Source organism: Polaribacter sp. Asnod6-C07 (assembly GCF_045063625.1).
Taxonomy (GTDB): domain Bacteria; phylum Bacteroidota; class Bacteroidia; order Flavobacteriales; family Flavobacteriaceae; genus Polaribacter; species Polaribacter vadi_A.
This window is the reverse complement of record NZ_JBEFOF010000005.1, coordinates 828,195-847,887: the sequence shown is the minus strand read 5'-3', so window position 1 is coordinate 847,887 and position 19,693 is coordinate 828,195. Positions and strand designations below refer to the sequence as shown.

Genomic DNA, 19,693 nt, shown 5'->3' with positions numbered 1-19,693 from the left:
AAAGTAGTTAGTTAATCTTTACTTTTTTAAAATAGTCGCTTAAAATCTTAGACGCTAGATCTAGTTCTTCTTTTGTGTTTTCTCTTGCCTCTTTTAATTCGTATTCCCAACCTAAAGCATCCCATTTATGGATACCCAATTTATGGTAAGGTTGCAATTCTATTTGTTCTATATTTTTATAGTTTTTAAAGTAATTACCCAATTGATGCAATAACTCTGGTGTATTGGTAATTTCGGGAATTAAAACATAACGTAACCACATTTTTTTGCCAGAAGCCTCTCTGTGTTTTGCGAAATTGAATGTAGTTTCTTTGTTTCTTTTTCCGGTAATTTTTTGAAAACCTTCTTCTGTCATGTGCTTAATATCTAACATTACTAAATCTGCATAATTGTCTAGTAATTCTATTGTTGGATGATTTAACATTCTACCATTTGTATCTAAATTAGTATGAATGCCTTCTTCTTTTAGTCTTTTAAAAAAAGGGATAAGATTATGTGCTTGTAAAAGTGGTTCTCCACCAGAAACTGTAACGCCACCTTTATTGCCAAAATAAGATTTCATTTTAATAGCTCTTTGTACTAGATCTTCTATGTGAAATTCTTGTCCTCCATGTGTATCAATTGTATCAGGATTATGACAATATTGACATTTTAATTTACAGCCTTGTAGAAAAATAACTAATCTAATTCCTGGCCCATCATGAGTGCCAAAAGACTCTATAGAATGCACGTTTAATATGTTGTCTGAAGTTTTAATTTTCTTAAAATTTAAGTGAATAAAAAAGGGATTCAAAAAAGAGAATAGTTACTTTTTGTTATCAAAGTTTAATTTCTATTTTTTTTGAATCCCTTGTAAATACATAAAAAGTACTACATAGATTCGTGGAAAGAACGCGAAATTACTTCCATCTGTTGTTCTTTTGTTAATCTGATGAAATTAACAGCATAACCAGAAACTCTAATGGTTAATTGTGGGTGTTTTTCTGGGTGTTCCATTGCGTCTAATAAAGTTTCTTTATCTAACACGTTTACATTTAAATGTTGTGCTCCGTGTTCAAAATAACCAGTTAAGGTGGCTACTAAATTATCAATTCTATCTTCTTGAGTAGAGCCTAAAGATTTAGGTACAATAGAAAAAGTATTTGAAATTCCGTCTTGAGAATCTTTATAGTCTATTTTAGCAACAGAGTTTAAAGAGGCTATTGCACCATTTGTATCACGACCATGCATTGGGTTTGCTCCAGGAGCAAAAGGAATGCCAGAAGCTCTACCATCTGGAGTTGCACCTGTTTTTTTACCATACACAACATTAGATGTAATAGTTAAAACAGACATTGTAGGTTCTGCATCTTTATACACTTTTAACAGTTTTAATTCGTTGTTAAAGTCTTCTACAGCATTGTGTGCAAAAATATCAACCCTATCATCATCATTTCCATATTTAGGGAACTCTCCTTCAATTTTAAAGTCTACTGTTAAACCTTCTTCGTTTCTAATTGGTTTTACTTTTGCATATTTAATTGCTGATAAAGAGTCAGCTACTATTGATAGACCTGCAATACCATAAGCGATATTAATATCAGGATTTGTATCTATTAAAGCCATTTGCGCTTTTTCGTAGTAATATTTGTCATGCATATAGTGTATAATGTTCATAGCATCATTATAAACTTTTGCTACTCTAGTCATTGCAATTTTAAAGTTTGCCATTACTTTATCAAAACCTAAGAATTCATCAGTAAGAGGTGCAATTCCATCAACCATTTGTTTGCCAGTAATTTCACATTTACCAGCATTAATTGCTAATAATAAAGTTTTGGCCAAGTTTGTTCTTGCTCCGAAAAACTGAATTTGTTTTCCAATTTCTTGGTAAGAAACACAACAAGCAATACCATAATCATCAGAACCTCTTAAGTTTCTCATTAAATCATCATTTTCAAATTGAATAGATGAGGTATCAATAGATACTTTTGCACAGAATTTTTTAAATTTTTGTGGTAATAATGGAGACCATAAAACTGTAATATTTGGTTCTGGTGATGGCCCTAAGTTATATAAAGTATGTAAAAAACGGAAAGCAGTTTTTGTAACTTTAGATCTACCATCGTTTAACATACCACCAATTGCTTCTGTTACCCAAGTTGGGTCTCCAGCAAAAATTTCATCATAAGCAGCCATACGTAAATGACGCACCATTCTCAATTTCATTACGAATTGATCTATATATTCTTGTGCTTCTGTTTCTGTAATAACTTCGTTTTGTAAATCTTTTTCAATAAAAATATCTAAGAAAGTAGATACATTACCTAAAGACATTGCTGCTCCATCTTGTTCTTTTACAGCAGCTAAATATGCCATGTACGTCCATTGCACAGCTTCTTGGGCATTTTGCGCAGGTCTGTTTAATTCTAAATTGTAATGATTACCCATTACAATCATATCTTTTAATGCTTTTATTTGTTCAGAGACTTCTTCTCTTAAACGAATAACAGCATCTGTCATAGGTCCTTCTATTTCTGCTAAATCTTGTTTTTTAACTTCGATTAATTTATCAATACCATACAATGCAATACGTCTGTAATCACCAATTACACGTCCACGAGCATAGTTGTCTGGTAAACCTGTTAAGAAACCTAAAGAACGGAATTTTCTAATTTCTGCTGTATATGCATCAAAAACACCATCATTATGGGTTTTTACATATTTTGTAAATAATTCATTTACATCTTCACTAGGTTTTAAACCATGTTCTTCTAGGGCTTTTTGTACAACTTTGTAGCCTCCAAAAGGTTTCATTGCTCTTTTTAATAACCCATCAGTTTGCAAACCAACAATTACTTCATTTTCTTTATCTATATATCCAGCACCAAAGCTAGCAACACCAGAAATAGTTTCTGTATCAACAGAATGTACACCATTATTCTGTCTTTCTTGTTGCATTCCTTCTTTACAAATTCCCCAAAGTTTTTCAGTTTTTTCACTTGGGCCAACTAAGAATTGATCATCTCCATAATAAGAAACAATGTTTTGGATAACAAAATCTCTAACATTAATAGATGTGTTCCAGACACCTGCTTTAAATTCTAAATTTTTTGGTTCTTCTAAAATTAATTCATCTAATTCCATCTTTTTATGTATTTAAGTTTTAACTTGTTTTCTATATCATTACTCTACAAATTTAGAATCTGATTAAGATTTAAAATATGATAAAAGTTAGGTTTTAGTTTTTTTTTAAGAAAACGTTGTAGTTTTTTATTTGATAATCAACAATATAAAAGATGTAAATATTGATTCTATGATTTTAAAGAAATAACTACATTTGCAAAAAAAATATTTGTTTAACTAAATTAGTATAGCATGCAACTGTACAATAAGTTAAGCGCAAAAGAACGCGCTGCATTAATAGATGAGGCTGGTAAAGATCGGCTCACAATTTCTTTTTATCAATATTACAAGATAGAAAACCCACAATTATTAAGAGATAAGTTATTCTTAGAATGGAACTCTTTAGATGTTTTAGGTAGAATTTATGTTTCTTACGAAGGTATAAATGCTCAGTTATCTGTGCCTTCAGAAAATTTTTATGCTTTAAAAGATCAATTAGATAGTATTTCTTTTCTAAGAGATATTAGATTAAATGTTGCTGTAGAGCAAGATAATAAGTCGTTTTTAAAGCTAAAAGTAAAAGTTAGAAACAAAATTGTTGCTGATGGTTTAAATGATGAAACTTTTGATGTTACCAACAAAGGTGTGCATTTAAGTGCCAAAGAATTTAATGAAATGCTAGCAAATCCTAAGACGGTTTGTGTGGATATGCGTAACCATTACGAAAGTGAAATTGGGCATTTTAATGGAGCAGTTACTCCAGATGTAGATACGTTTAGAGATTCTTTAGATATTATAGAAGAAGATTTAAAAGACAACAAAGAAGATAAAAATTTATTGATGTATTGCACTGGTGGAATTCGATGTGAAAAAGCTTCTGCCTATTACAAACACAAAGGTTTTAAAAATGTTTTTCAGTTAGAAGGTGGTATTATAGAATACACACGTCAAGTAAAAGAAGAAGGAATAGAAAATAAATTTATTGGTAAGAATTTTGTTTTTGATCACAGAAGAGCAGAACGTATTACTGATGATGTTGTTTCTAACTGTCATCAATGTGGAAAAGCTTGTGATACGCATACAAACTGCGCAAATGAAGCATGTCATTTATTATTTATTCAGTGTGATGAATGCTCTGAAAAGATGGAAAATACCTGTTCTACAGATTGTCAAGAAATAATTCAACTCTCTTTCGAAGAACAAAAAGAGCTTAGAAAAGGAAAGGGAAATAGCAATAAAATCTTTAAAAAAGGACGAAGTGAAGTTTTGAAGTTTAAAAAATAGTTTCCTGTTAAAATAATTCAAGTAAAGCAGGTATAAAAAGTATTTAGTAAACGTTTTAAAAAAACCTCAAAAATTGAGGTTTTTTTTGATTCGATATCATCTTTTAATACGAATTCTAATTAAACATCAACAAATTCTAAAGTGTATAAAACTTTAATCCATCTTTAAAATATATTTGTATTGTATTCAAAGAAAAGATGTTTAGATAACTTTAAAAACCTATTTTTTCATTCTTTAAGAATGCGTATATTTACGAATTAGTGAAAATTAGGTGATGCTTTTGTATTGATCTGATAATCAAATTATGAATCAAAATGTTTTTTATTTTTTTCTGATATTTTATTGAAAATTTCAGAATTCAGAAGATAAAAATTATATAATATATTTACTTAACATGGCATGTGGAAGTTGTGGTACATCAGAAAATGGTGTACCTAGAGGTTGTAAAAGTAATGGAAATTGTGGCACAGGAACCTGTGGAAGTGGTAGCGAAAAACTAGCTGTTTTTGATTGGTTGTCTAATATGACTTTACCAAGTGGTCAAGAGCGTTTCAATATTTTTGAAGTCCGTTTTAAAAACGGAAGAAAGCATTTTTATAAAAACATAGATAATCTGCCATTAACTATGGGAGATATTATAGCTGTAGAAGGTTCTCCTGGTCATGATATTGGTACAATTTCTTTGGCAGGTGAATTGGTAAAAGTGCAAATGAAAAAGCGCAAAATTACTGCAGATCATGAAGATGTAAAGAAAATTTACAGAAAAGCAAGCCAAAAAGACATTGATATTTGGCAAAAAGCCAGAGGTAGAGAAGAAGAAACCCAAAGAAAAGGAAGAGAGATTTTAGGTAAACTAGGTTTACAAATGAAACTTTCTGATGTAGAATTTCAAGGTGATGGAAATAAAGCAACATTCTATTACACAGCAGATGCAAGAGTAGATTTTAGACAGTTAATTAGAGATTTAGCAAGTGCATTTTCTATTCGTGTAGAAATGAAGCAAGTTGGGGCAAGGCAAGAAGCAGCAAGATTAGGTGGTGTAGGTTCTTGTGGTAGAGAATTATGTTGTTCAACATGGTTAACAGATTTTAGAAAAGTAACAACTTCTGCAGCACGTTATCAGCAATTATCTTTAAACCCGTTAAAATTAGCAGGGCAATGTGGTAAATTAAAATGTTGTTTAAATTTTGAGTTAGATACCTATTTAGATGCTTTAAAATCTTTTCCAAAACAAGATCTTGTTTTAAGAACAGAAAAAGGAGATGCAGTTTTTGTAAAGATGGATATTTTTAAGAAACACCTATGGTATACCTACAAAGAAGAACGTTTTAAATGGTTTAGATTAACATTAGATCAGGTTCAAGAAATTATCGATTTAAATAAAAATAATGAGAAATCTATTTCTTTAGAAGATTACGAATCTGATGTAGAAATACCTGAAACAGTAGATTTTGAAGATGCAGTTGGGCAAGATAGTTTAACACGTTTCGATACTCCTAAAGTTAGTAAAAGAAGGAGAAACAACAGAAATAATAGAAGAAAAAAACCAGTAGCTGTTGCAGCAAACCAAACAAAAGAAAATACACAAAAACAACCCCAAAAGCAGCAACAAAAAAGAAGACCAAAGCAGAACCCTAATCAAAAGCCAAAGGTTGCAAATAAACCAAATCAACCAAAAGCAGAAGGGGCAAAGCCTAATAAGCCAAGAAGAAATAATAGAAACAGAAATAAGAATAGACCTAAAAATGGAAACAATTCTCAAGAAAAATAAACCTTTTGTTTTTTTAATAACGCTTCTTTTCTTGTTTTCTTGTAGTGATAAAATTGAGTTCACTAAATACAATTCGTTGTCTAATGCTTCTTGGGAAGCAAATAAAAATATTTCATTCGAATTTGAAATAAGTGATACTATTTCATCTAATAACTTATTCATAAATATTAGAAATAATAAAGATTATCCTTACAGTAATTTATACGTAATTACAGATCTTAATTTTCCAAATGGAGATAAAATAATAGACACCTTACAATATGAAATGGCAGATAATTCTGGTCAGTTTTTAGGAAAAGGTTTTACAGATATTAAAGAAAATAAATTATTTTATAAAGAAGAAAAAGTATTTCCTGTATCAGGAAAATATGTTTTTAACATACGTCACGCAATGCGTAAAAACGGAGAAGTTAATACAATTCCTTTTTTGCAAGGTGTACAAGATGTAGGTTTTAGCATAGAAAAAACAGAATAAAATGGCAAAGACACAAAAAACAAGTTTTAGAAAATACCTACTTTGGTTTTGGGGTATTCTTTTTTCGATCTTATTAATTTTTATATTGTTGTTTTATACAGCAGCTTCAGGAGGTTTGGGTGCTTTACCTACTTTCGAAGAATTAGAAAATCCGCAAACTAATTTAGCAACAGAAGTAATTTCTGCAGATGGTGTAACTATTGGTAAATATGCTAAAGAAAATAGAACACCAATCAAATATAATGAACTTTCATCTAACTTAGTAAATGCTTTAGTTGCTACTGAAGATGAACGTTTTTATGAACATTCTGGAATCGATTTTAGAGGAACTGCAAGAGCTGTAATTAAATTAGGGAAAGATGGTGGAGCAAGTACAATTACCCAACAATTGGCTAAAAATCTTTTTACGAAAAGAGCTTCTAGAAATATTTTTAAAAGAATAGGTCAAAAAATGAAAGAATGGGTAGTAGCCACTAAATTAGAAAGGCAATACACCAAAAAAGAAATAATTGCAATGTATTTAAATACGCAAGATTTTATTTTTAATGCTGTAGGAATTCGTTCAGCCGCAAGAATTTATTTTGGTAAAGAAGCCAAAGATTTAGACGTTCAAGAGTCAGCTATTTTAGTAGCGATGTTAAAAAACCCAAGACAATATAATCCTCATAGAGAAATTTCAAAAAATAAATCTTTGAGGAGAAGAAATGTAGTTTTTGCACAAATGGCTAAAAATGGTTTTTTAACTATTCAAGAAAAAGATTCTTTACAAAAGTTACCTCTAACAATAAATTATACACCAGAAAGTCATAGTGATGGTTATGCAACTTATTTTAGAACGCATCTACAAAAAATGATGCGTAAATGGGTTAAAGAAAATCCAAAACCAAATGGTGAGCAATATGATATTTTTAGAGATGGATTAAAAATATACGTAACTATAGATTCTAGAATGCAAAAATATGCAGAAGAAGCAGTTACAGAACATATGGCAAATTTGCAATCTTACTTTTTTAAAGAGCAAAAAAGAAATAAAACTGCACCTTTTTACGATTTAGAAAAAGATCAAATTAAGGGTATTTTAAATAGAGCAAAAAAGAATTCAGAAAGATATAAGCGTCTAAAAATTGCAGGAAAAACATCCAAAGAAATAGATGAAATTTTTAACAAGAAAACCAAAATGAAAGTTTTTTCTTGGAAAGGAAATATAGATACAATTATGTCTCCTTTAGATTCTATTAGATATTATAAGCACTTTTTACGTTCAGGCTTATTATCCATAGCACCACAAACAGGTCATATAAAAGCCTGGGTTGGTGGTATTAACAATAAACATTTTAAATACGATGCTGTTGCACAACAAAAAAGACAAGTAGGTTCTACGTTTAAACCTTTTGTATATGCAACTGCTATTAATCAATTAAGGAAATCTCCTTGCGATTTATTACCAAATACGCCTTATACAATTCCTGCAGGTAAATATGGAATTCCAGAAGAATGGACTCCAAAAAATTCTAATGATAAATATGGAGGAATGTTAAGTTTAAAAGATGCCTTAGCTACTTCTACAAATGTGGTAACTGCTAATTTAATAGATCAAGTTGCACCAATAAATGTTGTACGTTTGGCAAATTCTGCAGGTATAGAAACAGAAATTAAACCAAATCCATCAATAGCTTTAGGTGCTGTAGATTTATCTTTATACGAAATGGTAAGTGCATACAGTACGTTTGCTAACAAAGGTTTGCGAGTAAAACCAATGATTATTACAAGAATTGAAGATAAAAACGGAACCGTTTTAAAAGATTTTGTACCTAAAACACAAGAGGTTTTAAGTGAAGAATCTGCTTATGTAATCTTAAATTTATTGCAAGGTGTTACAGATTCTGGATCAGGAATTAGACTACGTTCTAAATGGACATCTGGAGGAAAAGCTGTAACCGGTTTTCCTTATGAGTTTGATAATGAAATTGCAGGTAAAACAGGTACAACACAAAATCAATCTGATGGTTGGTTTATGGGAATTGTACCCAATTTAGCAACAGGTGTTTGGACAGGTGGTGAAGATAGAGCAACTCATTTTGCAGGTATTACAAAAGGGCAAGGAGCAACAATGTCTTTACCAACTTGGGCTTTATTTATGAAAAAATGTTATGCAGATAAAACATTAAATATTAGTAAAGAAGATTTTGAAAAACCAGAAAACTTATCTATTAATATTGATTGTGATGAGCCTGTTAAAGAAGAAGGAAAAGAGAATGCTAAAATTCCAGTAGAAGAAGATACCGATTTTTAAAAGCTCATTTTAATGATTTGGAAACCAACTAAAGAACATAAAAATTCGTCTAATATTAGTAAATTGATGTTAAAGCATCAATTTACTAGTTATAAGGAGTTATGGAGTTGGTCTGTAGAAAATAAAGAAGATTTTTGGCAAGAAACAGTCGAGTTTTTAAACATCATTCAAGAAAAAAAATACGATCAAATTTTAAATGTTGATGAAGGTGTAACTCAAGTAAAATGGTTATTTGGTGCTCAATTGAATATTGTAGATTCTTGTTTTCAGAATGATGATAATGCAACTGCAATTGTCTTGCAAAAACCAAACAAATCTGTTCAAAAAATTACGCAAAAAGAATTAGAGTTATTGGTTAATAAAATAGCCAATAGTTTTGTTGATATTGATGTACTAAAAGGTGATACTATTGCTATAGATTTACCAATGACGCTAGAATGTGTTGCAATTTATTTGGCAGCAATAAAAGCAGGAATTAAAGTAGCAACAATTGTTGATAGCTTTACTGTAAATGAAATTAAAGTACGATTAGATTTAACAAAACCCAAAGTAGTTTTTACGCAAGATTATTTAGTTAGAGCAGGTAAAAGTTTTCGACTTTATGAGAAAGTAGTAGATGCAGAAGCTCAGCAAATTGTAGTAATAAATACAATAAAAAATAAAGATTTTTCCATAAGAGATAATGATCTTTTTTGGGATGATTTCTTGTCTGATAATTGCAATTTTATCAGTGTAAAACAATCGCCTCAAGATTGTATCACAATTCTTTTTTCATCAGGAACTACAAGTGCGCCTAAAGCAATTCCTTGGAATCATACAACAGCAATAAAAGCGGCTTCTGATGGTTTTTATCATCAAAATATACAACAAAATGATGTGGTTTGTTGGCCAACTAATTTAGGTTGGATGATGGGACCTTGGCTAATTTTTGCTGCATTAATTAACAAAGCAGTTATTGGTTTGTATTATGATGCGCCTTTAAGTGCAGATTTTGGAGCCTTTGTACAAAATGCAAAAGTTACAATGTTGGGTGTAATTCCGAGTATTGTAAAACATTGGAAAAATTCTGCTTGTATGGAAACTTTAGATTGGAATGCAATTAAAAACTACAGTTCTACAGGAGAAGTTTCTAACCCTACAGAAATGGAATATTTAATGAAACTTGCCAATAATAAACCTGTTATTGAGTATTGTGGAGGTACAGAAATTGGTGGTGGTTATGTTACAAGTACAGTAGTGCAAGAAAATATACCAAGTACTTTTTCTGCAAAAGCATTAGGTACAGATTTTGCTTTGTTAGGTGATGATCATCAAGAAACTAAAAAAGGTGAAGTGTTTTTAATTCCGCCAATTATGGGGCTTTCTACTGAATTGTTAAACAAAGATCATCAAAAAATATATTATGATGATACTCCAGAATATAATCAAGTTTTAAGAAGGCATGGAGATGAAATACATCAATTAGAAAATGGTTATTTTAAAATTCTAGGTAGAGTAGATGATGCTATGAATTTAGGTGGAATTAAAGTAAGTGCAACTCAAATAGAAGAGGCCATTAATCAGTTAGAATTTGTATTAGAATCTGCAGCAATTGCTGTGGCTCCAAAAGATGGTGGACCAGCAAAACTAGTTGTTTTTTATGTTGAAAATAATAATATTAAGGTTGATGAAGATTTTTTAAAAGCTGCTCAAAAAATTGTAAAAACACAATTAAATCCTTTATTTAAAGTTTCAGATTTAGTAAAGATTGATGTGTTACCAAGAACAGCATCAAACAAAGTAATGAGAAGAACATTAAGAGATAGTTATTAATATGGAATATTTAGCAAAAAAACCGGGATTGGTAATTTTTTTCTTAATGCTAATCTTTATAACAATTTTAGACTTAGTTTTTAAAATTGATAATTCAATTATTAGAGTTGTAATTGCAGCACCTTTGGCCGCATTTTTATCACCAAGAAAAAAGAAAATTAAGACACAAGCAGGAGATAAAACACAAATAACTTGGTTTTTTTTAAAAGAACCAATATTTGTAGATTAATAATAAAGTAAAGAGATTTTTCCCTAGAGGATAATTAAAAGTGACAAATGAAAATAATATCATACAACGTAAACGGAATTAGAGCAGCATTAAAAAAAGGATTTCTAGATTGGTTGCAAGCAGCGAGTCCAGATGTAATTTGCATACAAGAAACCAAAGCGCATAAAGAACAACTAGATTTATCGTTGTTTGAAGAAGCAGGTTATCCTTATCATTATTGGTTTTCAGCACAAAAAAAAGGATACTCATCTGTAGCAGTTTTGTGTAAAGAAAAACCAAATCATATAGAATATGGTACAGGAATTGAAACTATGGATTTTGAAGGTAGAAACCTAAGAGTAGATTTTGATGAGGTTTCTATTATGAGTCTGTATTTGCCTTCTGGTACCAATTCTGCAAGGTTAGATTATAAGTTTACTTATATGGATGAATTTCAGGAATACATCAACAATTTAAAACAAGAAATTCCGAATTTGGTAATTTGTGGCGATTATAATATTTGTCACGAAGAAATTGATATTCATAACCCAAAAATGAAAGGTGTTTCTGGTTTTTTACCAGAAGAAAGAACTTGGATAGGCAAATTTATCAATAACGGATTTATAGATAGTTTCCGATTTTTAAATCAAGATATACAACAATATTCTTGGTGGAGCTACAGAGCAAATTCTAGAGCAAATAATAAAGGATGGCGTTTAGATTATGCAATGGTTTCAGAGCCTTTAAAAGACAAAATTTCTAGAGCTTATATTTTATCCGAAGCAAAACACTCAGACCACTGTCCTATAGCTTTAGAATTAGATTTATAATAAAAAATACAAGGTTTCTCAGATGTGAAGCCTATAAAAATAAATGAAGAAACTTTTCTTATTCCTTTTAATTACTAATGCTATTTTTTCGCAACAAGAAACAGATAGTGTATCAAATGTAAAAATAGACACTTTAATTGTTGCAAAAGATGCTATAAAAACACCTGTTGTTAAAGAATTTTTTACAGATAACGATTTAAACCTTATAGATAGTCTTTTGGTTGATGAAAGATTCAGCTCACCTTTAATAGACACTTTAGAATATGTTATAGATGATAAGGATATAAAAGGCAATTACAATCCAGTATTAACTACAGATTTAATGAAGATTCGTTTGGCTAGTTTAAACGAAAAAACACCTTTTAACTTAGCTTTTAATCCTGCTTTAGAAAAGGTGATTAATAGCTATCTTAAATATCGAAAAAAATATTACCCAGCTTTAATGGCAAAAGCAAAGTATTATTTTCCAATGTTTGAGCAGTATTTAGATCAATATGACATTCCTTTAGAAATGAAATATTTAGCTATTGTAGAGTCAGCTTTAAGACCCAAAATAAGGTCTAGAGTTGGTGCTTCTGGTTTATGGCAATTTATGTATGGCACAGGAAAACAGTTCGATTTAAAAGTAAGTTCTTATGTAGATGAAAGATACGATCCTGTAAAATCTACAATTGCAGCTTGTAAATATTTAAGTCAGTTGTACAGAATTTTTGGTGATTGGGATTTGGCATTAGCTGCCTATAATTCTGGTCCAGGAAACGTATCTAAAGCCATAAAACGTTCTGGAGGTTTTAAAAATTATTGGAATATAAGGCCTTATTTACCAACAGAAACAGCAGGTTATGTACCAGCTTTTTATGCAACAATGTATATTTTTGAATTTGCAAATGAGCATAATATTCATTCAGAATTACCTAAGTTTTTTAATTTTCAGACAGATACAATTCAAGTAAAAAGAACCATTTCTTTTGATCAGATTTCAGAAACAATTAATGTTGATGAACAAGTTTTATCTTTCTTAAATCCAGCTTACAAGTTAGATATAATTCCACATATAAAAGATCGTAATTATGCAGTTAGGCTTCCATCAAATAAAATTATCGACTTTTTAGATAAAGAGCAAGAATTATATGCTTTAGCAGATTTAGATGATGCTAAAAGAGAAAAACCTTTACCTAAGTATTTTGAAATGGATAAACGTATTCGTTACAAAGTACAAAGTGGCGATTATTTAGGTAAAATTGCCAATAAATTCGGAGTAAGAGTTAGTAATATTAAACAATGGAATGGTTTAAAAACTAGTAATTTAAAAATTGGTCAAAGACTTTATATTTATCCTAAGAGAATTCGATAAATTCTTTATTTTTATAGTAAAATTGTAATCTGTTTTGATTTAGTTAAAAATGGAACAATTTTTGGTAATAGAAGAAAAACTAACTTTAAATACATAAAAACGAATCTGATGAAAAAAATACTTTCAATATTAACCTTAACGATTTTGTTATCCTCTTGTGTTGGGAATGATAAAATGATTTTAAGAGAATCTATAGGTAAAATTAATAAAGTAATGGTCGTTGCAAAAATTAGCGATTGGACAGGAGATGTTGGCTCAGAAATTAGAAACTCTTTTGGTGAATTACAAGTTGGGTTGCCACAACCAGAACCAATTTTATCTGTATCTCAAGTTGCGCCAAATGGTTTTAGTTCTATGATGAAAGCCAGCAGAAACATTTTAATAATTAACCAGGGTGATACAGAAAACTTTACGGTTAAAAAGAATGTGTATGCAAAACCACAAACAATTGTCTATATTCAAGCAAAAGATGATGCTAGTATTATAAAAATTCTTCAAGACCGTAAAATGGAAATAAGAAGAATATTTTTAGATGCTGATATCAATTTTACAAAAAACATTTTTTATAAAGATAGACTAGATGATTCTCAGTTTTTAACATTGAAAAATCTTGGAATTTCTTTAACTATACCAGATAAATTTAATAAAGTAGATGATACAGGAGAATTTTTATGGCTACGTAATCATTTAACAAGTGGAATAGCAAAATCGGGTAGCAATAATATTTTGGTTTATTCAGTACCTTTAGAAGATAAAGAAACTGTTTCTGATAGTATTGTAGCCATTAGAAATAGAATTGGTAAAAAATACATTCCTGGTTCTAAAGAAGGGATGTATATGATAACAGAAAAAGCATATACGCCTTTTACTTTCGATGCTGAAATTGATGGTAAAAAAGCCTATGAAACTCGTGGTAAATGGGAAGTAAAAGACGATTTTATGGCAGGTCCATTTTTAAATTACACTATTATCGATGAAAAAAATAATAGGTTAATTGTTTTTGAAGGGTTTACTTATGCACCTTCTGTAAGTAAAAGAGCTTTCTTGTTTGAGTTAGAAGCAATTGCAAAATCTATGAAAATATAAGTGGTTTTTTGTTTTTTTTGTAAAAAACATAAATAGCTATAGTTTTAAAGTTTTTTTGTTTTATTAATTACATTTAGTAATAGTGTTATTGTTTAGTTTTAATAATGTGTTACTAAATGTAATTGTAACTTACTAATATTATGTTGTTTAGTGTGGTTTGTTAACTGCTGTAATTTTGCCTTTTAAAATAAAAAGGTTAATATTGTTTTTTATCACCATAATCCCCCCATTATGAAAATTGCATTTAGTTCTACAGCTAAAACTGTATTTACTAATTTTTTGAAATTAAAAATTAGTTATAAACACAAAAAATTTTTAATAAACTTAAATCTTAAATTGATAATTTTTTTATTATCAATATCTCCTTTTTTCTGCTTTTCGACAACTAAAATATCAAAAGCTAAAATACTAGATTATAGAAATTTTAGTAAATCAGATTCTTTAAAATTACCTAAAACCACTGTTTATAAAGTTTCAGATTTAGATACAGATTTAGATGGTGTTCCAGATATTTTAGATTTAGATGATGATAATGATGGTATTTTAGATAATGATGAAGGCTTTAGAAACCTCCATTCTCTAAAAAATGAGGGTATAGTAATAACGATTAATGGTTCTTGGGTTTTAGTAGATACATCAGTCTATTTTATTCTTCCTCCAGATTTAAGTCATGGAGATGAGTTTTGGGTTCCATTTTTGGGTTTAGAATATGTTAAAGCAGTAAGGATAAGGTTTGAAAATACTGAAAATGGCATAAAATTTATTCAAACAACTGCAAAACATACTATTGGTAATGACCCAGATTTAGATACTAATTTAAATTATGATTTTGATAATGGAGGTATTATAGCTCCTGTTGCACTGGCAGATGAAGACGAAGGTTATGGTGTTGCAAGTATTATGTATTTAGATAAAGTTATAATTTCTGACTATTTGAGTACTTCTGGTAAAATTTGGGAAGCTATAGAATTAGATACAGATAATGATGGGTTAATTAATAGTAGAGATACAGATTCAGATAATGATGGATGTTCAGATGCAATAGAAGCCCAGAATAATATACCAACAACTGCTACTTTAATTGGTGGTAGTATAAATGGAGGTAGTTTAGAAAACTTAGGTGTAATCTCTAATAATTATGGAATTCCATTACCTTTAGGTACTATCAATGGAAATGAAACTATAGGGCAAAGTAATAATAATACAGCAATAATTTCTGAACAGTTAAACATTTTACCTCTTACTGATATTAGTGCAAATTCTGGTGATAATGTAAGTGTAACTGTTACTGCTTCCGCTATTAAAACTGCTACTTTTAATTTAGGGGTCCCTAATTATTCAGATGCTTATGGTTTAGAAACATCAGATTTAATAGAATATAAATGGTATAGAAAAGATAATTTAAATTTAGTTGTATCTACTTCTAATACATTAGTTTTTAATGATGTAAGTATATCAAATTCTGGTGATTATATTGTAGAAATAAAAGGAGCAGGAAACACATGTGTATTTCAAGAATCTGTCTCTATTACTGTTGATGATGTTCTTGGTATAAGTGATAATTATATAAAAGAAGATTTAAATTTTGTGGCTTATCCAAATCCATCAAAAGGAAATGTAAACCTTTTATTGAATAGTATTAAAGACACAGAAGTAAATGTTTATTTATTTGATATTACTGGTAAAGAAATTTATTCAGTTAAAGAAAGGCTAAATGAAGGAGAAAATAAAATTCAATTTAGTGTTAAAGTAGACCCAGGAGTATTATTCTTAAAGGTAGTTGGTAAAGAGGTAAATTACGGCACATCAAAAATATTCTTTAAATAAAATTTATAACAAGCTTATAATCATAATGCTATTTTGTTATATTTGATGTTAAACCAAAACTTTTTTATCATGGAAATGAATTTTTACATCTTATTTATTGCAGCAATTGTACCAATGATTATTGGTTTTGTTTGGTATGGCCCATTATTTGGTAATGCCTGGATGAACGAAATGGGCTTCACAAAAGAATCTTTAGAAGGGCAAAATATGGCTAAGATTTTTATATTGAGTTACATTTTTAGTCTTATTGTTGCTTTCTTTTTACAATTTATAGTTATACATCAAATGGGTATTTTCCAAACTTTGGTAAATGAGCCTGGTTTTAATGATGAAACAGGTGAAGCATTTACCTATTTTAAAGATTTTATTGCGAATTATGGAGATCGTTTTAGAAACTTTAGACATGGAGCAATACATGGAGTAATGTCTGGGCTGTTTTTTGTATTGCCAGTTTTATCTATAATAGCAATGTTTGAAAAGAAAACACTAAAATATGTAGCTATAAATGCAGGATATTGGATTGTTACCCTTGCAATTATGGGAGGAATTATCTGTCAATGGTTATAGAGAAAAATAATTACACATAAAAAATGCCGCTTTTTAGCGGCATTTTTTGTTGGTGATATATAGTTTAATATCCTATTTTTTCTCTTACTCTTTTTAAAACATCGTTAGCTACCAAAGTTGCTTTTTCTGCACCTATAGTTAACGCTTCATCAATTTCATTTTTGTTTTCCATAAAATGATTGTAACGTTCTCTAATTGTAGCAAATTTTTCTAGAATTAATTCGTACAAAGCTTGTTTTGCGTGTCCATAACCATAATTTCCACCTTCGTAATTTGCTCTCATTTCAGCAATTTGATCATCAGAAGCTAATAATTTATAAAGTGCAAAAATATTATCAGTATCAGGGTTTTTAGGTTCTTCTAAACCTTTGCTATCAGTTTTGATAGACATTACTTGTTTTCTTAGCTTTTTATCCGCTAAAAAAATATTAATAATGTTATTTCTAGATTTACTCATTTTTTCGCCATCAATACCAGGTACTAATTTTGTGTTTTCTTGAATCTTAGCTTCTGGTGCAACTAATGTTTTACCAACAATGTTATTAAAACGATTGGCAACATCTCTAGTCATTTCTAAATGTTGCAATTGATCTTTACCTACAGGTACAATTTCTGCATCATACAATAAAATATCTGCAGCCATTAACATTGGGTAAGTAAATAAACCTGCATTTACATCTGCAAGTCTGTCTGCTTTGTCTTTAAAACCGTGAGCTAAAGTTAATCTTTGATAAGGAAAAAAACAGCTTAAATACCACGTTAATTCTGTTACTTGTGGTATATCACTTTGTCTGTAAAATATAGTTTTGTTAATATCTAAACCACAAGCAAGCCAAGTAGCAGCAACACTATAAGTGTTTTCTCTTAATAAATCTCCATCTTTAATTTGCGTTAAAGAATGCATATCTGCAATAAAAATAAAAGATTCATTTTCTGGGCTATTAGCCATTTTTATAGCAGGTAAAATAGCACCTAATAAATTTCCTAAATGCGGTGTTCCTGTACTTTGAACTCCAGTTAAAATTCTTGACATTTACTTATAATTTTAAGATAAAATTAAAAAAGTGTGTTATAAAAAACACTTTAAGAGCGCAAAAATAAGGTTTTGATTTATAAAATCAATAAACAAAAGAATATTAGTATTTTTGATGTTTATGAAGTATTTAAAAATACCTTTTCTATTAATTTGGCGAGCTTGGTTTTACATTTTAATGGTAATAACAATTTTGTTGATGCTCCCTTTTTTGTTTGTATTAACAGCAAAAGAATCTTACTATCCTACTTTTTGGAAAATGGTTAGAATTTGGTCTAAAGTATTAATTTACGGAATGGGTTTTCGTTTAAAAATACAAAACGATCAAGTAATAGAAAGAAACAAAAGTTATATGTTTTGTCCAAATCACACTTCGTTAATGGATCCTTTTGTTTTGGTTGCTTTAAGTAAAAATCCTATAGTTTTTGTAGGTAAAAAAGAGTTTGTAAAAATACCAATCTTTGGTTTTTTCTATAAAAAGGTAGTTATTATGGTAGATAGAAGCGATCCTAAAAGTAGAAAACAAGTATTTGAATTGGCTAAAAAGAAATTACAGAATGGTACAAGTATGGCTATTTTTCCTGAAGGATTAGTGCCAACTGAAAATAAAGTTTTAGCCCCTTTTAAAAAGGGAGCTTTTAGTTTAGCAATCGAATTCGGAATGCCAATTGTACCACAAATTTATTACGATTGTAAGAGACTTTTTTCTTGGGATTTTTTTAAAGGATCTCCAGGAGTTTTTAGAATTCATCAACATAGATTTATTGAAACCAAAGATTTAAAAATGGAAGATGTAGAACGTTTAAAACAACAAACTTTTGATTTAATGTATGATGATTTAGTAAACGACAAAAAATTTATGAAAGACACAAACAGACCTAATAATGAGCGAGAATTTAAATCACCTATATAGCAGTAAAGAAGAGAAATTAAATATAATTTCTCATGGTTTTGGCTTGTTTTTAAGTGTAATTGCTTTTCCTTTTTTGGTGATAAAATCATTTAATTTTGATGGCTTTTGGAAACCAGCTAGTTTTATCATTTATGGATTAAGTATGATTATTTTGTATGCTGCCTCTACTTTTTACCATGCAGCAAAACATCCGAAGAAAAGAAGACGCTTAAATATTTTTGATCATGCAGCTATTTATGTTTTAATAGCTGGTAGTTATTCGCCATTTTGTTTGGTAGGTTTAGATTCTAAATTAGGTTGGTATATGTTTCTGTTTGTTTGGCTTTTTGCATTAACAGGTATCATTTTAAAGTTGTTTTTTACAGGCAAATTCGATAAAATTTCTACAGCAATGTACCTACTTATGGGTTGGCAAGTTATGTTTTTTATAAAACCATTAATGAGTAGTATTTCTGTCGAGAATTTTCAATATTTAGTGGCTGGAGGTGTGTTTTATTCAGTGGGTGCAATTTTGTATTCCATTAAGAAAATACCTTACAATCATGCCATTTTTCATCTTTTTGTACTGTTAGGTAGTTTTAGTCATTTTTTAGGAATTTACAATTTATAAAACCCAGTTTTTAAAAGGATTTTTACTGATACTGGAATTGTAATACTTTACTTTACCTGTAACTTCTTTACCTAACCAATTAGGTTTTTTAAAGGGCTCATTTTCAGATTTTAGTTCAATTTCTGCAACAATTAAACCATCATTATCACCATAAAATTCATCAACTTCATAAGTATGATGTTCGCTTTTTACTAAAAAACGAGTTTTATCAATAATTGAAGGTTCGCATAACAAAAGTAATTCTTCAGCTTCTTTTTTATCAATTTCTTTTTCCCATTCAAAACGAGTTGTACCAGAAGAATTTGTTTTTCCTTTTATGGTTAAAAATGCTTTGTCATCAGCAATTCTAATTCTAACAGTTCTGTTTTTATCAGAATTTAAGTACCCTTGTTTTATCGTTTTTTTTTGATAAGCTTCAGATTTAAATTCGTCATTTATCACCAAAAATTTTCTTTCTATTTCTAAACTCATAAAAATTACTTGATTTTTGCACTAATATACCCGTTTTTATCGTTAGTTTACAAT

Annotated in this window: 17 protein-coding genes; 13 read left to right on the top strand and 4 right to left on the bottom strand. The window is 29.4% G+C overall.

Annotation, left to right across the window (positions count from 1 at the left end; translation table 11 throughout):
• Positions 1–7: 7 nt before the first annotated feature.
• On the bottom strand, positions 8–793 hold the full coding sequence (pflA, locus tag ACJJVK_RS03640) for a pyruvate formate-lyase-activating protein (RefSeq protein ID WP_405563256.1): 786 nt from the start codon (positions 791–793) through the stop codon (positions 8–10).
• A gap of 77 nt (positions 794–870) precedes the next feature.
• The gene (pflB, locus tag ACJJVK_RS03635) at positions 871–3,126 is read right to left on the bottom strand and encodes a formate C-acetyltransferase (protein WP_405563253.1); all 2,256 of its coding nucleotides are present in this window, start codon (positions 3,124–3,126) and stop codon (positions 871–873) included.
• Positions 3,127–3,357: 231 nt separating this feature from the next.
• Here pflB and ACJJVK_RS03630 point away from each other — a divergent pair, with 231 nt between their 5' ends.
• From ACJJVK_RS03630 to ACJJVK_RS03580, 11 genes are all read left to right on the top strand, one after another.
• Complete coding sequence (locus tag ACJJVK_RS03630; RefSeq protein ID WP_215994027.1) at positions 3,358–4,389, top strand: rhodanese-related sulfurtransferase; 1,032 nt, start codon at positions 3,358–3,360, stop codon at positions 4,387–4,389.
• A 394-nt stretch (positions 4,390–4,783) separates the two neighbouring features.
• A complete protein-coding gene (locus tag ACJJVK_RS03625) occupies positions 4,784–6,160 on the top strand; it encodes a stage 0 sporulation family protein (RefSeq protein WP_405563250.1) in 1,377 nt (458 codons plus the stop codon).
• Complete coding sequence (locus ACJJVK_RS03620) at positions 6,135–6,635, top strand: gliding motility lipoprotein GldH (RefSeq protein ID WP_405563248.1); 501 nt, start codon at positions 6,135–6,137, stop codon at positions 6,633–6,635. Before ACJJVK_RS03625 ends, ACJJVK_RS03620 begins: the two co-directional genes overlap by 26 nt.
• A gap of 1 nt (position 6,636) precedes the next feature.
• Complete coding sequence (locus ACJJVK_RS03615) at positions 6,637–8,928, top strand: transglycosylase domain-containing protein (RefSeq protein WP_405563246.1); 2,292 nt, start codon at positions 6,637–6,639, stop codon at positions 8,926–8,928.
• 12 nt (positions 8,929–8,940) lie between these two features.
• The gene (locus ACJJVK_RS03610; protein WP_405563243.1) at positions 8,941–10,740 is read left to right on the top strand and encodes an AMP-binding protein; all 1,800 of its coding nucleotides are present in this window, start codon (positions 8,941–8,943) and stop codon (positions 10,738–10,740) included.
• Between the two features lies 1 nt (position 10,741).
• Positions 10,742–10,969 (top strand): hypothetical protein, encoded by a 228-nt coding sequence (locus tag ACJJVK_RS03605; RefSeq protein WP_405563242.1) that lies wholly within the window; start codon positions 10,742–10,744, stop codon positions 10,967–10,969.
• Between the two features lie 47 nt (positions 10,970–11,016).
• Positions 11,017–11,778, top strand: coding sequence for an exodeoxyribonuclease III (locus ACJJVK_RS03600; protein ID WP_215994021.1), 762 nt, complete (start codon positions 11,017–11,019; stop codon positions 11,776–11,778).
• 43 nt (positions 11,779–11,821) lie between these two features.
• Entirely contained in the window at positions 11,822–13,132 is a 1,311-nt protein-coding gene (locus ACJJVK_RS03595) for a transglycosylase SLT domain-containing protein (protein WP_405563239.1), read from the top strand.
• A gap of 108 nt (positions 13,133–13,240) precedes the next feature.
• The gene (locus tag ACJJVK_RS03590; RefSeq protein WP_405563237.1) at positions 13,241–14,218 is read left to right on the top strand and encodes a DUF4837 family protein; all 978 of its coding nucleotides are present in this window, start codon (positions 13,241–13,243) and stop codon (positions 14,216–14,218) included.
• Between the two features lie 336 nt (positions 14,219–14,554).
• Positions 14,555–16,045, top strand: a complete 1,491-nt coding sequence (locus ACJJVK_RS03585) for a T9SS type A sorting domain-containing protein (protein WP_405563235.1) — start codon at positions 14,555–14,557, stop codon at positions 16,043–16,045.
• Between the two features lie 69 nt (positions 16,046–16,114).
• Positions 16,115–16,612 (top strand): DUF1761 domain-containing protein, encoded by a 498-nt coding sequence (locus tag ACJJVK_RS03580; RefSeq protein WP_405563233.1) that lies wholly within the window; start codon positions 16,115–16,117, stop codon positions 16,610–16,612.
• Positions 16,613–16,676: 64 nt separating this feature from the next.
• On the opposite strand, the gene trpS is transcribed toward ACJJVK_RS03580, so the two are convergent.
• Positions 16,677–17,645 (bottom strand): tryptophan--tRNA ligase, encoded by a 969-nt coding sequence (gene trpS / locus ACJJVK_RS03575; protein ID WP_405563230.1) that lies wholly within the window; start codon positions 17,643–17,645, stop codon positions 16,677–16,679.
• Positions 17,646–17,766: 121 nt separating this feature from the next.
• Between trpS and ACJJVK_RS03570 the strand changes: the two genes are divergently transcribed.
• Entirely contained in the window at positions 17,767–18,558 is a 792-nt protein-coding gene (locus ACJJVK_RS03570) for a lysophospholipid acyltransferase family protein (protein ID WP_405563228.1), read from the top strand.
• A complete protein-coding gene (locus ACJJVK_RS03565; protein ID WP_405563226.1) occupies positions 18,530–19,168 on the top strand; it encodes a hemolysin III family protein in 639 nt (212 codons plus the stop codon). Before ACJJVK_RS03570 ends, ACJJVK_RS03565 begins: the two co-directional genes overlap by 29 nt.
• Here ACJJVK_RS03565 and ACJJVK_RS03560 read toward each other — a convergent pair.
• Complete coding sequence (locus ACJJVK_RS03560; RefSeq protein ID WP_405563223.1) at positions 19,163–19,639, bottom strand: CYTH domain-containing protein; 477 nt, start codon at positions 19,637–19,639, stop codon at positions 19,163–19,165. The two genes, ACJJVK_RS03565 and ACJJVK_RS03560, sit on opposite strands and share 6 nt — an antisense overlap.
• Between the last annotated feature and the right edge of the window lie 54 nt (positions 19,640–19,693).

Coding starts and splice junctions, on each gene's coding strand:
- pflB (WP_405563253.1), bottom strand. CDS start 3,126: ATGGAATTAGATGAATTAATTTTAGAAGAACCAAAAAATTTAGAATTT.
- ACJJVK_RS03630 (WP_215994027.1), top strand. CDS start 3,358: ATGCAACTGTACAATAAGTTAAGCGCAAAAGAACGCGCTGCATTAATA.
- ACJJVK_RS03625 (WP_405563250.1), top strand. CDS start 4,784: ATGGCATGTGGAAGTTGTGGTACATCAGAAAATGGTGTACCTAGAGGT.
- ACJJVK_RS03620 (WP_405563248.1), top strand. CDS start 6,135: ATGGAAACAATTCTCAAGAAAAATAAACCTTTTGTTTTTTTAATAACG.
- ACJJVK_RS03615 (WP_405563246.1), top strand. CDS start 6,637: ATGGCAAAGACACAAAAAACAAGTTTTAGAAAATACCTACTTTGGTTT.
- ACJJVK_RS03610 (WP_405563243.1), top strand. CDS start 8,941: ATGATTTGGAAACCAACTAAAGAACATAAAAATTCGTCTAATATTAGT.
- ACJJVK_RS03605 (WP_405563242.1), top strand. CDS start 10,742: ATGGAATATTTAGCAAAAAAACCGGGATTGGTAATTTTTTTCTTAATG.
- ACJJVK_RS03600 (WP_215994021.1), top strand. CDS start 11,017: ATGAAAATAATATCATACAACGTAAACGGAATTAGAGCAGCATTAAAA.
- ACJJVK_RS03595 (WP_405563239.1), top strand. CDS start 11,822: ATGAAGAAACTTTTCTTATTCCTTTTAATTACTAATGCTATTTTTTCG.
- ACJJVK_RS03590 (WP_405563237.1), top strand. CDS start 13,241: ATGAAAAAAATACTTTCAATATTAACCTTAACGATTTTGTTATCCTCT.
- ACJJVK_RS03580 (WP_405563233.1), top strand. CDS start 16,115: ATGGAAATGAATTTTTACATCTTATTTATTGCAGCAATTGTACCAATG.
- trpS (WP_405563230.1), bottom strand. CDS start 17,645: ATGTCAAGAATTTTAACTGGAGTTCAAAGTACAGGAACACCGCATTTA.
- ACJJVK_RS03570 (WP_405563228.1), top strand. CDS start 17,767: ATGAAGTATTTAAAAATACCTTTTCTATTAATTTGGCGAGCTTGGTTT.
- ACJJVK_RS03565 (WP_405563226.1), top strand. CDS start 18,530: ATGAGCGAGAATTTAAATCACCTATATAGCAGTAAAGAAGAGAAATTA.
- ACJJVK_RS03560 (WP_405563223.1), bottom strand. CDS start 19,639: ATGAGTTTAGAAATAGAAAGAAAATTTTTGGTGATAAATGACGAATTT.